Below are 13,683 nucleotides of genomic sequence, written 5' to 3'. Positions count from 1 at the left end.
TGATCGCAGGATGGATGGCCGTTGGCCTGGCCGGCTGTGAAACGGCAAATCCGCTGACTTCGCTTTTCGGATCTTCCGGAGGCGAAGCACCAACAGCTTCGGTCGCGAGCCCGCCGCCGATGGCAATGTCGCGATCTGCACAGTTCGCCGTAGCGCCCGTGATCGGTCCACCCGAGAGCGTGTCCAGCGACTTGCGCAATCAGCTGATCGCCGATCTCGAACGGCGTAACATCCGCGTTGCAAAGGCGCCGGACGAGAAGGCCGAATATACGCTCCGCGGCTATGTTGTTTCTTCAATCGAGAAGGGCAACAAATCCAAGATTTCCTACATCTGGGACGTCACCGACGCGAACAGCAAGGCTGTTCACCGCGTCAGCGGCGAGGAATCCGCGCCGAGCGGCAAGAGCAAGGATCCGTGGAACGCGGTTTCGCCGAACGTCGTGCAGACCATTACCGGCAAGACGGTGAACTCGATCTCCGGCTGGATGCCTGGCGCGATGGTTGCCGGCACGGCTAACAACATGGTGCAGCAGGCTTCGGCGTCCGCCGGTTCCTATGCCCAGCAGACCGCCAACACCGTGACTGGCAGCATTGCCGCGGCTGGGCCGGTTCGGGCCATGGTGCCTGCAGTGACCGGCGCACCGGGTGACGGCAGCACGGCACTGCGCACCGCAATCCAGCGTGAGCTGACCCGCAGCGGCGTGGCCTTGTCCGATTCACGGGTGCCGGGCACCTACACCGTCGAGGGCCGGGTTGTCATGGGTGCTGCCGATAGCGGCAAGCAGCCGATCAGCATCGACTGGACCGTCGTTGACCCGAACGGCAAGAAGCTGGGCACCGTTTCGCAGAAGAATCAGGTTCCGCAGGGCTCGCTCGACGGCGCCTGGGGCCAGACGGCTGATGCGGCGGCTGCGGCAGCAGCGCAGGGTATCGTTAAGCTTCTTCCGCAGCCAAGCCAGCGGACAAGCTCGAACTAACCTGACGCAAACATTTGCCGCGTCAAAATTTCGACACACTAGCGGGCCCTCGCCGTTTACACGCGAGGGCCCTCTTGTTAGAAGCGCCCGCGAACGGCTGTGGAGGCGTATATGCCCTTCGATCCGCGACCTGAGGGCCGCATCACCCCGACGATGAAAATTGTTGCCGGGAACTCGAACCGCCCTCTTGCGGAAGCGATCTGCTCGCACCTGAAGCTCCCTCTCACCAAGGGGCAGGTGAAGCGTTTTGCCGACATGGAGATCTTCGTCGAGGTTCAGGAGAACGTCCGCGGTCAGGACGTGTTCGTGATCCAGTCGACGTCCTTCCCGGCAAACGACAACCTGATGGAGCTTCTGGTGCTCATCGATGCCCTGAAGCGCGCCTCGGCTGCACGCATCACGGCTGTCGTGCCCTATTACGGTTATGCGCGGCAGGACCGGAAGCCCGGCCCACGCACGCCGATCACGGCCAAGCTGGTCGCCAACCTGATCGAGCGCGCAGGCGCCGACCGTGTGATGACGCTCGACCTGCACGCAGGGCAGATTCAGGGCTTCTTCGACATCCCGACCGACAACCTGTTTGCCGCGCCGGTGATCGTGCGCGACATCCAGGAGCACTACAAAGGCGACAACCTGATGGTTGTTTCGCCGGACGTCGGTGGCGTGGTTCGCGCCCGCGCACTGGCCAAGCGCATGGATGTGCCGATCGCCATCTGCGACAAGCGCCGCGATCGCCCGGGCGAGTCCGAAGTGATGCACGTGATCGGCGACGTTGCCGGCAAGCGCTGCATTCTGCTAGACGACATCGTCGATTCCGGTGGCACGCTGGTGAACGCTGCCGAGGCCCTGCTGAAGAACGGCGCTGTTGAAGTGATGGCCTACATCACCCACGGCGTGCTCTCCGGCGGCGCTGTCAGCCGCATTCAGGCTTCGAAGCTGAAGTCTCTGGTCATCACCGATTCAATCCAGCCGACCGCTGCCGTACTGGCCGCCAAGAACATCCGCGTCGTTTCCATCGCGCCGCTGATCGGCGAAGCGATCCTGCGCACCGCGCGCGAGGAAAGCGTGTCGAGCCTGTTCTACTAAGCGACGCATTCGCTGCCGTTACGCGCAGGGTGCAATTGACCAATCAAAGAAGGCCGGTGCAGCGAACTGCACCGGCCTTCTTCTTTGCGCGGGTGGGTAGTCAGGAATAGTTGGCTTTAAAATTCGTGGCTCGGTTGAAACTGATAGGTCAGTTGAAACTGATGACACCGAAGGCGCGCACTGAAGCGCCCGGCAGATAAACCTCTTCGCGCCGCTTGAACGAACTGTGGTTCAGGATGTCCTGATCGGCCAGGTTCTCGCCACGCACACCCAGCGTGAGCTTAGTCGCGCCACGTGCCGACACATCGATCGTCGTGGTGTAGCTGATCTCGGCATTGACCAGCGTATATCCCGGCGTCTCGATCTCGTTCAGGCCGATCTCGTTCTGGTCGAACGCATGCAGCAGGCCGACGCGGGCGAACCAGTTCGCGTCATGATAGTAGACGCCGCCGCCGAGACGATGCGGAGCAATGCGTGGCACGTTCTCACCGCCGGCAAAGCGGGCACGAACGAAATCGTACTGGCCATCGACGCCCCAGATGCCGTTCCAGATCGGCGCAACGTCATACTGGAACGCCAGTTCGGCGCCATAGAACGTAGCATCGCGCTGCTGGAAATAGACGAGGTCGAACATGTGTCCGCCGTGGTCGTGACCGTGATCGTCGTCATTGTGATGATGACCGCCGCCGCCTGCCACGCAGTTGAACTCACCACCGCTCATGACCGGATCGCACTGCAACCCCTGCAACGCGCGATAGATAAAGCCATTGTAACGCGTGTAGTAGGCCGACGCGTCGAAGCGGAATGCGCCTGTTGCCTTCTTCAAACCGATTTCAGCGGTGGTTGCCTTTTCGAGATCGAGAAACGGATTGCCGACCTCGAACGTACCCGTCGCTTCGTGCATGCCCTTTGAGAACAGCTCCGCAGCATCGGGGGCGCGCTCAACGTATGATCCGGTCAGACGCGCAACGGTGTCGAACGGCAACTTGTAGAGCATGCCGACGCTGGCGCTCACCGGCGTATATTCACGCTCACCCGAGAAGGTGTGCGCATGGAAATGTCCGTGGTCACCGTGCAGATGGCCATGGAAATCTTCCCAGCCGGTGCCGTCTACAGTGGTGCGCTCGATGCGTGCAGCGGCCTGCAAGGTAAGCTGTCGCGTAACCGCCAGTTCTTCGAACCAGAACGCGGCCACACTGGTGGTGTGCACCGGCTCCAACAGCGATTCACCTTCAAAGCTGGTGCCGCGCGTGCGCCGGTTGTCGACGTGGATGCCAATTGCGCCCGAGAATTCACCCAGCGCACTGACGAACGGCAGGTGCTGCACCTCGATGCGCCCTTCCTGCTGTCGATTGAGGAAGCGCGAGCCGAGCGAAAACGGCGTAATGCCATCTTCGTCGTGATCGTGGCCATGATCGTCGTCATCATGGTCGTGGTCATCGTCATGCGCGTGGCGGGCGAACTCGGAGTGCTTATAGTCGGACGCACCGAACCAGAAGCGCACCGTATCGATGCCGGAATTGCGCACACGCCATTCGCCCTTCGCCATGAACTTGTTCTGTTCCATGTCGATGCGCGGATCTACGCCCTCATCGGCTTCCCATCCGGGCACACCGTAAACACTGGCGAAGTGCGTATAGGAAACACCGAAGAAGCCATCGGTGCCGATAAGCGAGGCGCCAACTGATGCGCCCTCGCTTTCGACGAAGCTGTTGTGCACACGGCCATGCGGCGAAGAATAATCCTGTGCCGACCGCTTGAAGCCATCGGCATGGATTACGACGCCAGCGGTGCCGGCGGTCACGCTCACCGCGCCATCCGCCCCTTCATCCACGGATGAGACACCCCCGACGATGCGCGTCTTCAGGCCACCCGGCGGCATATATGTTGGAATACGCTCGTTCTCGGCCGCAACAACGCCGCCAATCGCCTGACTGCCATAACGCAGCGTTGCCGGTCCACGCACGACCTCAACGCGATCGACGCCAAGCGGATCAATCGGAACCGCGTGATCTTCGGAGATTGCCGCGACGTCATGCGTGCCGATGCCGTTTTCCTGCGTGCGCACGCGATAGCTGTCGAGGCCGCGAATGATCGGACGGTTGGCGCCGGGCGCGAACGTGCTGCCGGTGACGCCTGGCTTATGCTGAAGCGTGTCGGTGATCGTCGCGCCGCCAACGGCTTCGAATTCGCGCGCTGTCGCAACACTGACCGACGCAAAAGTTTCGGCATCGACGATGGAGCCGGGCAACGGCTGCAATTCCGGCGCCGCTGTTTCTTCGACCGGCGCCTGCACCACACTCGACGGTGCTGATGCGGCGCTCTTACGCTTCGCCTTAGGCTTGGCTTTCACAACCGGACTGGCAGTTGTGACCGTAACAGCGGGCAGGTCGAATGACGCCTCGCCTCCGGCCGTCGACTCTTCGGTGCCCGCTGACTGCGCCAAGGCAGACACAGCTCCGCTTACGAGCATCGCCGCAGCGACACTCCACGCAACGCATACTCTCACAACACAAACGCCCCCAATACGCCCTACTGATGGATGTTATATTATCCGAAATTAACCGTCGTCAAGCACGGCCTGATGGACGCTTCGATCACCGGCGCATCGAAACAAGGAAGCGATGCGCATTTGCATCAGTGCCAATGCGTACGCGGACCGACAGCTTCTGCCGGTCATGTGGATGTTGAGGGATCAGCGTACGGCGATATCGTTGGCCGATCAGCGCGCGGCCCGAAATATATCGTAAGGCGATGCGCCGAAGAAAAGCTAACAGGCGTCGCTTACATTAGCGGCGCCGCGCCGCGCAGCGTTATTTGGCCGGCACACAAATATGCGCAACGCCACGCTTCATTGCTGGCTTATTTATTGGCTGGCCAATGTTGCCATGGCTCAGCTCGGCGCCCGGGCGGTGCACTCACGGCAGCGGCCACGCAGCTCCAGCGTCATGCGCTCGATGGCAAACTTGGCCTTCCGAGCCCATCCGGACAACCGCTCGACGGCAGCCGGTTCGTCGAATTCCGTGACGGTGCCGCAATCGCTGCAGATGGCAAAAACAGCGGTGCCCTCGTGGCTGGCATGGCGGCAGGCGACAAACGCATTGATCGATTCAAGCCGGTGGGCCCGCCCATCCGCGATCAGTCGATCGAGGGCGCGATAGACTGTCTGCGGTGCCAGGCTGGCCTTGTCACGCAGTTCGTCGATCAATTCATAGGCACTGACCGGGCGGCCAACATCGCGCAGCGCATCGGAGATCAGCTTGTCCTGTTCGGTGGCAGAGCGCCGCTTGACGACTTTGCGGGTCATTTAACAATCCCAGTTGCAGAAAGCCGCCCTGAGGCGGATCAGCCGGCGCCCCTTGCGGGGTGCCCAAGGGGCTGACAAAGCAAAAACTCTTACTTTCCATACCACAGGTGGGAGCATTTTGCAGCCGCGGCAAGGCGAATGGCGTCCATGCACATCCTGCGCTGGCTCAGTCCGACCAAACGTGACAGCACCTGCGAAGCGGCCTCGCACCGGCCCCGCAAACCGGCTGGGACCACCTTGGTTAATGATGTTCACGTCCCTACCCGGCGTCCGGTGGCTTTCACCTATAATCGCCGATATGGGTTGTAGCGGCCGCCATCCGGGCCGACCGCCCTGCTCCCGGCGTCCAGTGCATTGCCAATCCGCCCCGCCACAGCTATAAACCGCGCCATCTCAAGCATTACAGCGTGAGACGGCGCCCGGCACCCTTGGAGGCCGCGCCGCGTGATGGGCCGCAAGGCCCTATTCTTATTTGGAGACACGTCCATGGCAGTCATCGAGATGAAAGCCACGGCGCGCCCACGTGCAGGCAAGGGGGCCGCACGTCAAGCTCGTCGTGATGGTAATGTACCGGCAGTAATCTACGGCGCTGGCGAAGCGCCTGAAACCATTTCCCTCGACTTCAACGATCTGTGGAAGCAGGTTCTGAAGGGTCACTTCACTTCGACGGTCCTTGAGATCGATTGCGAAGGCAAGAAGTCGCTCGTCATCCCGCGCGACCTGCAGCTCGATCCGGTCAAGGACATCCCGCTGCACGTCGACCTGCTGCGCATCGGCAAGGATGGCCGCATTCGCGTTGCGGTTCCGGTTCGCTTCATCAATGAAGCTCTGTCTCCGGGTCTGAAGCGCGGCGGCGTTCTCAACATCGTGCGTCACGAGGTTGAGGTTATCTGCCCGTACAATCACATTCCGAGCGTGTTCGAGATCGATCTGGAAGGCGTGGAAATCGGTCGCTCGATCCACATTTCGACGGTTAAGCTTCCGCAGGACGCTGAGCTGACGATCAAGGATCGCGACTTCACGCTCGCCACCGTTGTCGGCACCGGCAAGCAGGAAGAAGCTGAAGCAGCTCCGGCTGCGGCTGCACCCGCCAAGGGCGCTGCTAAGCCCGGCGAGAAGAAGAAGTAAGATCAGGTCGGGCGGACGAACGGGCCTTGCGCTTGTCGTCCGCCCCGCCCGGCTCCTGAAGGATACCCATGAAGCTGTTCGTCGGACTGGGAAACCCCGGGGCGCAATATGCCCGCCATCGCCACAACGTAGGCTTCATGGCGCTCGACCGTATCGCGGAGGCGCACGGCTTCGGCCCCTGGCGCAAGCGGTTCCAGGGCGAAACATCCGAAGGCACATTGCGCGGCGAACGCGTGGTGCTGCTGAAGCCCTCCACATACATGAACGAAAGCGGCCGCGCGGTTGGCGAAGCTGCGCGCTTCCTCAAGATCCCGCTGGAAGACATCAGCGTCTTTCACGATGAGATCGATCTTGCCCCGGCCAAGCTCAAAGTGAAATCCGGCGGCGGAAATGCCGGACACAACGGCCTGCGCTCCATCAGCGCTCACCTCGGCAATGACTACGCGCGTGTACGCATCGGCGTCGGTCATCCCGGCTCGAAGGACGCTGTCGCTCACTACGTGCTGCACGATTTTGCCCGCGTCGAATACGACTGGCTCGATCCGATGCTGGACGCGATAGCCGATGCCGCGCCCTGGCTCGCGAAGGGTGACGCGGCGCGCTTTCTATCGCATTCCGCTCTGAAGATGCAGGACGGCAGCGGCGAAGCGGAAGCGGCTCCGGCCGAAAAGCCCAAGCCCGCGCCCGCACCAAAGCCGCCGCGCAAGGCAAGTGGTGGGCACCCCGCGGGCGAGCGCGCATCCAAGAGTGCAAATGCTCTCGCCGAGAACCTCAAGAAGTGGCTTGCGGGACGCGGCGACAAGGAATGATGCCACGCACGGCTTGAACGCAACCCAGCGAGTGCTTATTCCCCCGCCATGAGCGCCATCATATCAATCAAAAATCTGTCCAAGACATACGCCGGCGGCTTTCAGGCCCTGAAGCATGTTGATCTGGACATCCGCCGCGGCGAAATCTTCGCCCTGCTTGGCCCCAACGGCGCGGGCAAGACAACGCTCATCTCAATCATCTGCGGGCTCGTCAATCCGACGACCGGCTCCGTCACCGTGGACGGCAGCGACATCATCAAGGACTACCGCCGCGTCCGTGCGATGATCGGCCTCGTGCCGCAGGAACTGACGACCGACCACTTCGAAACGGTTTTCAACGCGGTCGCCTTCAGCCGCGGGCTGTTCGGCAAGGCGCCCAACCCTGCCTACATCGAGAAGATCCTGCGCTCGCTCTCGCTGTGGGAGAAAAAAGACAATCGCATCATGACGCTTTCCGGCGGCATGAAACGGCGCCTGATGATTGCGAAGGCGCTGTCACACGAACCGACCGTGCTGTTCCTCGATGAACCATCCGCTGGCGTCGACGTAGAACTGCGCAAAGACATGTGGCAGGTGGTGCGCGACCTGCGCGCAGCCGGCGTCACCATCATTCTGACGACGCACTACCTGGAAGAAGCCGAGGAAATGGCCGATCGCGTCGGCGTTATTACACGCGGCGAACTGATCCTGGTGGAAGACAAGGCCGAGCTGATGCGCAAGCTCGGCAAGAAGCAGCTTATTCTGCAGCTCGACGCGGCGCTGACAGGTTTGCCCGAGCGTCTTTCCGGCTACGACCTCGAGCTTTCGCCCGATGGCAAGCAGCTCACCTTCACCTACGACACACGCGCCGGGCGCACCGGCATCACCGCGCTGCTGAACGACATGCGCGACGCCGGCGTCGGTTTCGTGGACCTCGACACCACGCAATCGTCGCTGGAGGACATCTTCGTCGACCTCGTACGGAGCAACCGATGAACCTCTACGCGGTCAAGGCTATCTACAGCTTTGAAATGTCACGCGCCGTTCGCACGCTGATGCAAAGCATCGTCTCGCCGGTGCTGTCGACGTCGCTTTATTTCATCGTCTTCGGCGCGGCCATCGGCACGCGTATCGCCGAGATCGACGGCATTGCCTATGGCGCGTTCATCGTGCCCGGGCTGATCATGCTGCAGCTTCTCACCCAGTCGATTTCCAATGCCGCGTTCGGCATCTATTTCCCGCGCTTCACCGGTACGATCTACGAGCTGCTGTCAGCACCAGTCTCGCCGCTTGAAATCGTGTTGGGCTTCGTCGGGGCGGCGGCCACCAAGTCTATCGTGCTGGGGCTCATCATTCTGGCCACGGCGGCGCTGTTCGTCGATCTCCACATCGCGCACCCGATCTGGATGCTGACGTTCCTGGTCCTCACCGCAATCACATTCAGCCTGTTTGGCTTCATCATCGGCATCTGGGCTGATGGGTTTGAAAAACTTCAGATAATTCCGCTGCTTATCATCACGCCCCTCACCTTCCTCGGCGGCACGTTCTATTCAATCGATATGCTGCCGCCATTCTGGCAGAAGGTGACGCTGTTCAATCCGGTCGTTTATCTGGTGAGCGGCTTCCGCTGGAGCTTCTTCGGCGTGTCGGACGTCAACATCTACGCCAGCCTGGGGGCGACCCTGGCGTTTCTGCTGCTTTCGCTGCTCATTGTGTGGCGCATTTTCAAGACCGGCTACCGTCTCAAGACCTGATTTGCCGCTCTCGCCTTGCGCCCGCAACGGCGCCGGTTCACTGTGCAGCCGAAACGGGGGGCACATTACGCCCTGACCATCGATCGACCGCATGGAGGGGCACGTGGCCGACCTAGTCAATTCCATCATTGATTTGCTGCAGAAGGGCGTCGCAGCGATCTTCAATTTCCTTGAGATCATCTGGAAGTGGTCGTTCGGCCAGATCTTTTCGGTTTTCTCGTCCGACATTCAGGCGCTGCCGATCTGGAAGATCGTGGTGCTGATCGTCGCCATGGCGGCCATAGCCTACATTCTGTATCAGGCGGCGCAGGTGCTGTGGGCGGGCGTTGTCGCGCTCTATCACGCCTTCGTGGAGCTGCTGGGCAAGTTTGTCACCGTGCTGCCCTACATCGTCATGGCCGGAGCGATCGCGTTCGCGACCGGCTATGTCATCCGCAATGTCAATTTCTGATCGCGCGACCGCCGACTAAATTGCGTGGCCAAACCATATCAAGCGATCTTCCACGGACGGGAAGCTGAGTGATGCAGGAACTGATTGCAAATCTGCCCCTCTATGCTGCGGGCGCCCTCGCCGTTGGTTTCGTCATCGGCTGGATGCTCTGTTACGTGGAACGGCCTGTTGCGGGGGCGGCGGTACTCGCGGCAGCCGGTGCAGCGACAGCCATCGCCACCCAGGATGAAAAGCGCCGCAAGGGCTTCTTCGGCTGGCTCTGGCGCGGCTATCGTACCTATGACCGAGGTGCTGGATGGTTTGACCGCATCGGCTGGCTGCTTGGCCTGCTGAAGACCAATGCGGCGGTTTCGGTGCTGGTGCTGGGAACCGGCGCGGCCGTCACCTACAATATGCGCCACGACATCTTCCAGTGGTGGAACGGCCTTGAGACCGCGTCGCTGCCGGATGTGCGGCAGACCACCAACTCCACGGTGTTCGCGATTGACGGCCATGACAAGGCGGGGCGCCGTGGCTCGTTCGACGTCGTGGTGCTGAACAAGAGCTTCCTGTGGGTCGTCGGCAGTTCCGATGCGCTGGAGAAGGATGGTCAGATCATTCCGCGTCATCAGACGGCAAGTGCCGTTCTCGACGACGAAGTGCGGGCAGCGCTGGCCGACACACGCGAGGTCATCGCCGTCGGCACTGCATCACAGGAAGGCAATGCCGCCGACGAAACCGCCCGGGCCCAGCTCCGGGCCCAGCGCGCCGCGCAGCTCGTGGTCAACGCCGTGCCCAGCAACGTGCCGATCTGGACCCTGAACCTCGGCCAGTATCGCGATCCGTGCACCGACTGCGAAAGCGGCGGCACCAGCTGGCAGCGGCCGTTCATCGTCATCGGTGTGAAGAACGCAGAGCCGGAAACGAACATCGGCGAAGCGCTGGCCGACGCGATGACCGGCAGGGACCGGCTGCCGAGCCCCACCAGCTATTCGACATTCAATCTGCAGCGCTACCGCTGACAGTCAGCGCTGGCGGCCGGCTGACCGGGGGGCAGTCGCCAGCGCTAACTAAAATGCAGCGGTGTCGCCGGTGAGAGAACAGTTATGCACCGGCGGCCGGCTGACCCAGAGGGCAGTCGCCGGCGCCAGAGAAATACGCCGGCGCTCAAGCCTCAGTCAGCCGCACAAGTTCTTCGCGCAGTTGCTCGGGCGATGCGCCCAGCAGCGCGTCGATTTCATCGTGCGTGCGGCGCCACACACCAATGGCTGCGCCCAGCAGTTTGCGCCCCGCATCCGTAATCAGCAGCCGACGACTACGTCGATCCTTTTCATCGACCACGATGAGCAACAGCTTGCGCCGCTCCAGCGGCTTCAGGTTTGCTGTCAGCGTTGTCCGATCCATCGCCAGCAACTGCGCGATCTCACCGATCGTTGGCGGCTGCGGCCGGTTTAACGACATCAGCAGCGAGAACTGACCGTTCGTCAGATCGAACGGGCGCAACACGTCATCGAAGCGGCGCGCCAGTGCACGCGCGGCCCGCTGCACATGCAGACACAGGCAGCGGTCGCGCACCTCCAGTGTGAAATTGAACGGCAAAGCTTCGTCGTTGGTTGACATGCTTCTCGTTATGTTGATATCAACTCATTGTCAATTTTGCTTAGTCAGACATAGGGGCGATGCCATGCCGGAGATACTGATTTATTTGCTCATTGCGGTGTTTTCGTCGGTGGCGACGGCATTGCTTATCGCTGCGCGGCGACCGGATGAGTTTTACGCCGCCCGCTCAATGGCGATCGCAGCACCTGCCAGCCGCCTGCACGGCCTGATCAGCAATCTGCAGCAAATGAACCGCTGGAATCCGTATGCGCTTAGCGAGACGCGCGGCACCGGCCATTACAGTGGCCCTGATGCCGGCCCCGGCGCGACCTACCACTTCGCTGGCAACAACGGCACCGGCGCACTCAGCGTCACCGACAGCGCACCGGACAAGATCGGCATGCGGCTGCGCATGACAAAACCGATGAGCGTCGACAACCGCGTCGAGTTCACGCTCCGTCCGGCCGCCGCCGACAACGTTACTGAGGTCACATGGGCGATGAGCGGCAAGCAATCGCTGGTCGGCAAGATCTTCTCACTGTTCGTCGATTGCGACCGCATGCTGGCGCGCGATTTCGACCGAGGCCTCACTGATCTCAAAGCCATCGCCGAAGCCGCCTGATTGCGAGGACGCAAAACCATGACCATCGCCTTCGTTCCCTGCCTCTGGTACTCCGCCCACGTCGAGGAAGCCGCGCGGTTTTACGCCTCCGTGGTGCCAAACTCGACCATCACGCGCATCTCCACATTGCCGGTGGATACGCCTTCTGGCCCGGCAGGCACGGTGAAGCTCGTTGAGTTCACACTGGCCGGCACACCGGTGACAGGCTTCGCGGGCGGGCCGCATCACGACTTCAACGATGCCATTTCGCTCATGCTGATCTGTGACACGCAGGATGAGATCGACCGCATGTGGAACGGTTTGCTGGCAGACGGCGGCAAACCAGTTGCATGCGGATGGCTGAAGGATCGGTTCGGCGTTTCCTGGCAAATCACACCGAAACGTCTGGGCGACATGATCGCCAAGGGCGGAGCGGGCGCTGCTGCCGCAACACTGGCCATGATGCAGATGGTCAAAATGGATATCGCAACACTGGAAGCTGCGTTTTCAGGCGCAGAGAAGTAATCGCGCTGTCAGTAACGCCTTCACACCCCGATTGGCGTGGACGCGGCAATTTCAAAGCGATCGGTTGATGGGCAATCCACTGCCTGGACGGCTTTGCCGCGCGCCTGTGTGTTGATACAGTCGAGCACGCACAATCGGGCAAGGAGACCACCCCCGTGTCAACCGAAGCAGCCGCAACATCCAATCCCCTCGACAACAATCTGGCCCGTATCATCGGGGAATTCGCGGCCGATTCCGGCACAATCCATTTCATCGCCGACGACGGGTTGCTGCACCTTGCGGCTGCGAGCGCTGGTATGCCGGAGCAGGTGCTGGCAATCATCCGCACCATTCCGGTGGGTAAAGGCATGGCCGGACTCGCGGTCGAACGGGCGCAGCCTGTTGATGCCTGCAACATCCAGACCGACACATCCGGCGACGTTCGACCCGGCGCAAAAGCAACCGGTCTTGCCGGTTCCATTGTCGTGCCAATCTTTAACGGCGAAACGGTTGTAGGCGCGCTTGGCGTCGCCAACCGCAGCGAACGGGTTTTCACGGCCGATGAAATTGCGCGGCTACAGGAAGAGGGCCGCAAACTCGCGGCTTTGCGCGGCTAGATCAAACCTTCCCGCCACAAGCCAATAGATCGCAACACGATGCCTGCAAGCGCATGATTTAAGACGCCGGCAGCTCTCGTCCTGACATGGCGAGAGCTGCTTCAGCGTTGGTGGCCGAGCAAGAGCCGCGCAATATGACGTCCGTGCGGTTGCCCCACGACTGCGCTGCGCGCGTGGTTAGCATCAAGCGTGGCGGCCGACACTCTCCAGCTCGATTGCACCGTCGAGATGACGCCTACAGCCTCTTCAACGTTGTATGTATCGACCCTGCGCTTGAGCCCGTTTGCCAGCGCCTCGCGGTCGAGCTCACCTTCCCACGCTGCAACGACAATGGTCGCCACACCGTTACCGATGAAATTTGTGAGAGCGCGGCACTCGCTCATGAATTTGTGATGCAGCTACTCGTCGAAGGCAAACCCAACAAAGTCATCGCCGACGACCTGGCCATCGCCGTTCGCACTGTCGAGGTGCATCGGGCTCGCATCTTCGAGAAGATGGGCGTGCGCTGTGCGGTCGATCTTGTGAAGCGACTTGCCGCCATGGACGAGATTCCAGGCCTGCCCAACCGGAAAAACAGCTAGCGGCTTTGCTCGCGTGAGCGTGCCGACAATGAATGTCATGCACTACCGGAGAACGCAAAAAACTGCGTCCGTGATCGGATTTTATGATTCTCTACAGGACTCAATCAGGGGGCAAAAATGCAGTGATAAAGCGCCAAATTCATCAATCGTCTAAAGAATACACTGCGCAGAAACACCCAAAAAATAGTGACATCAGAGCATCAGCAAAGCAACGCACCCGCCGCCCGCGGTGATTGTGCGCGGATTTATCGTCCTCAGCGTTGACACCAAGCGCCTGCGTTCCATTCAATCGTTGTTCAGTGATCATCATT

General features: G+C 61.1%; 15 protein-coding genes and 1 pseudogene. 12 read left to right on the top strand and 4 right to left on the bottom strand.

Features of this window, described 5'->3' with window-relative positions:
* Positions 1-125: 125 nt before the first annotated feature.
* Entirely contained in the window at positions 126-977 is an 852-nt protein-coding gene (locus C6Y62_RS13720) for a hypothetical protein (RefSeq protein ID WP_246274733.1), read from the top strand.
* A 153-nt stretch (positions 978-1,130) separates the two neighbouring features.
* Positions 1,131-2,063 carry a ribose-phosphate pyrophosphokinase gene (locus tag C6Y62_RS13715; RefSeq protein WP_173954606.1) on the top strand — a complete coding sequence of 311 codons (933 nt, stop codon included), beginning with the start codon at positions 1,131-1,133 and terminating at the stop codon, positions 2,061-2,063.
* 148 nt (positions 2,064-2,211) lie between these two features.
* Here the strand turns inward: C6Y62_RS13715 and C6Y62_RS13710 are convergent, their stop codons facing one another.
* Positions 2,212-4,518, bottom strand: coding sequence for a TonB-dependent receptor (locus C6Y62_RS13710; RefSeq protein ID WP_338074345.1), 2,307 nt, complete (start codon positions 4,516-4,518; stop codon positions 2,212-2,214).
* 438 nt (positions 4,519-4,956) lie between these two features.
* Positions 4,957-5,370: a Fur family transcriptional regulator gene (locus tag C6Y62_RS13705; protein ID WP_173954407.1), complete on the bottom strand. Its 414-nt coding sequence runs from the start codon at positions 5,368-5,370 to the stop codon at positions 4,957-4,959.
* 486 nt (positions 5,371-5,856) lie between these two features.
* Between C6Y62_RS13705 and C6Y62_RS13700 the strand changes: the two genes are divergently transcribed.
* The 6 genes from C6Y62_RS13700 (at position 5,857) to C6Y62_RS13675 (ending at position 10,492) form a co-directional block, all read left to right on the top strand.
* Complete coding sequence (locus tag C6Y62_RS13700; RefSeq protein ID WP_068465157.1) at positions 5,857-6,498, top strand: 50S ribosomal protein L25/general stress protein Ctc; 642 nt, start codon at positions 5,857-5,859, stop codon at positions 6,496-6,498.
* Positions 6,499-6,566: 68 nt separating this feature from the next.
* Entirely contained in the window at positions 6,567-7,307 is a 741-nt protein-coding gene (pth, locus tag C6Y62_RS13695; protein ID WP_173954406.1) for an aminoacyl-tRNA hydrolase, read from the top strand.
* Between the two features lie 48 nt (positions 7,308-7,355).
* Positions 7,356-8,282: an ABC transporter ATP-binding protein gene (locus C6Y62_RS13690; RefSeq protein WP_173954405.1), complete on the top strand. Its 927-nt coding sequence runs from the start codon at positions 7,356-7,358 to the stop codon at positions 8,280-8,282.
* Positions 8,279-9,040: an ABC transporter permease gene (locus C6Y62_RS13685; protein WP_068465166.1), complete on the top strand. Its 762-nt coding sequence runs from the start codon at positions 8,279-8,281 to the stop codon at positions 9,038-9,040. Before C6Y62_RS13690 ends, C6Y62_RS13685 begins: the two co-directional genes overlap by 4 nt.
* A gap of 103 nt (positions 9,041-9,143) precedes the next feature.
* The gene (locus C6Y62_RS13680) at positions 9,144-9,491 is read left to right on the top strand and encodes a hypothetical protein (RefSeq protein WP_157066886.1); all 348 of its coding nucleotides are present in this window, start codon (positions 9,144-9,146) and stop codon (positions 9,489-9,491) included.
* A gap of 71 nt (positions 9,492-9,562) precedes the next feature.
* Complete coding sequence (locus tag C6Y62_RS13675) at positions 9,563-10,492, top strand: hypothetical protein (RefSeq protein WP_068465172.1); 930 nt, start codon at positions 9,563-9,565, stop codon at positions 10,490-10,492.
* Between the two features lie 145 nt (positions 10,493-10,637).
* On the opposite strand, the gene C6Y62_RS13670 is transcribed toward C6Y62_RS13675, so the two are convergent.
* Positions 10,638-11,090: a MarR family winged helix-turn-helix transcriptional regulator gene (locus tag C6Y62_RS13670; protein WP_173954404.1), complete on the bottom strand. Its 453-nt coding sequence runs from the start codon at positions 11,088-11,090 to the stop codon at positions 10,638-10,640.
* A gap of 64 nt (positions 11,091-11,154) precedes the next feature.
* On the opposite strand from C6Y62_RS13670, the gene C6Y62_RS13665 reads away from it, so the two are divergent.
* From C6Y62_RS13665 to C6Y62_RS13655, 3 genes are all read left to right on the top strand, one after another.
* The gene (locus tag C6Y62_RS13665) at positions 11,155-11,691 is read left to right on the top strand and encodes an SRPBCC family protein (RefSeq protein ID WP_173954403.1); all 537 of its coding nucleotides are present in this window, start codon (positions 11,155-11,157) and stop codon (positions 11,689-11,691) included.
* Between the two features lie 18 nt (positions 11,692-11,709).
* Positions 11,710-12,195: a VOC family protein gene (locus C6Y62_RS13660; protein ID WP_173954402.1), complete on the top strand. Its 486-nt coding sequence runs from the start codon at positions 11,710-11,712 to the stop codon at positions 12,193-12,195.
* A 155-nt stretch (positions 12,196-12,350) separates the two neighbouring features.
* On the top strand, positions 12,351-12,791 hold the full coding sequence (locus C6Y62_RS13655; protein ID WP_068465189.1) for a GAF domain-containing protein: 441 nt from the start codon (positions 12,351-12,353) through the stop codon (positions 12,789-12,791).
* A 236-nt stretch (positions 12,792-13,027) separates the two neighbouring features.
* Here the strand turns inward: C6Y62_RS13655 and C6Y62_RS16850 are convergent.
* Positions 13,028-13,180 (bottom strand): annotated as a pseudogene (locus tag C6Y62_RS16850) (dicarboxylate/amino acid:cation symporter); the annotation flags it as partial.
* A 3-nt stretch (positions 13,181-13,183) separates the two neighbouring features.
* Here C6Y62_RS16850 and C6Y62_RS16230 point away from each other — a divergent pair.
* Positions 13,184-13,372, top strand: coding sequence for a LuxR C-terminal-related transcriptional regulator (locus C6Y62_RS16230; protein WP_198491354.1), 189 nt, complete (start codon positions 13,184-13,186; stop codon positions 13,370-13,372).
* The last annotated feature ends 311 nt before the right edge of the window (positions 13,373-13,683 follow it).

Source organism: Hyphomicrobium sulfonivorans, assembly GCF_013306565.1.
Taxonomy (GTDB): Bacteria; Pseudomonadota; Alphaproteobacteria; order Rhizobiales; family Hyphomicrobiaceae; genus Hyphomicrobium_A; species Hyphomicrobium_A sulfonivorans.
Note: the sequence above shows the minus strand (reverse complement) of the source record. Positions and strands in the feature narration are given on the sequence as shown.

Bases quoted from the DNA above. Each gene is read 5' to 3' on its own strand.
- C6Y62_RS13720 (WP_246274733.1), top strand. From the start codon at position 126: ATGTCGCGATCTGCACAGTTCGCCGTAGCGCCCGTGATCGGTCCACCC.
- C6Y62_RS13715 (WP_173954606.1), top strand. From the start codon at position 1,131: ATGAAAATTGTTGCCGGGAACTCGAACCGCCCTCTTGCGGAAGCGATC.
- C6Y62_RS13705 (WP_173954407.1), bottom strand. From the start codon at position 5,370: ATGACCCGCAAAGTCGTCAAGCGGCGCTCTGCCACCGAACAGGACAAG.
- C6Y62_RS13700 (WP_068465157.1), top strand. From the start codon at position 5,857: ATGGCAGTCATCGAGATGAAAGCCACGGCGCGCCCACGTGCAGGCAAG.
- pth (WP_173954406.1), top strand. From the start codon at position 6,567: ATGAAGCTGTTCGTCGGACTGGGAAACCCCGGGGCGCAATATGCCCGC.
- C6Y62_RS13690 (WP_173954405.1), top strand. From the start codon at position 7,356: ATGAGCGCCATCATATCAATCAAAAATCTGTCCAAGACATACGCCGGC.
- C6Y62_RS13685 (WP_068465166.1), top strand. From the start codon at position 8,279: ATGAACCTCTACGCGGTCAAGGCTATCTACAGCTTTGAAATGTCACGC.
- C6Y62_RS13675 (WP_068465172.1), top strand. From the start codon at position 9,563: ATGCAGGAACTGATTGCAAATCTGCCCCTCTATGCTGCGGGCGCCCTC.
- C6Y62_RS13670 (WP_173954404.1), bottom strand. From the start codon at position 11,090: ATGTCAACCAACGACGAAGCTTTGCCGTTCAATTTCACACTGGAGGTG.
- C6Y62_RS13665 (WP_173954403.1), top strand. From the start codon at position 11,155: ATGCCGGAGATACTGATTTATTTGCTCATTGCGGTGTTTTCGTCGGTG.
- C6Y62_RS13660 (WP_173954402.1), top strand. From the start codon at position 11,710: ATGACCATCGCCTTCGTTCCCTGCCTCTGGTACTCCGCCCACGTCGAG.
- C6Y62_RS16230 (WP_198491354.1), top strand. From the start codon at position 13,184: ATGCAGCTACTCGTCGAAGGCAAACCCAACAAAGTCATCGCCGACGAC.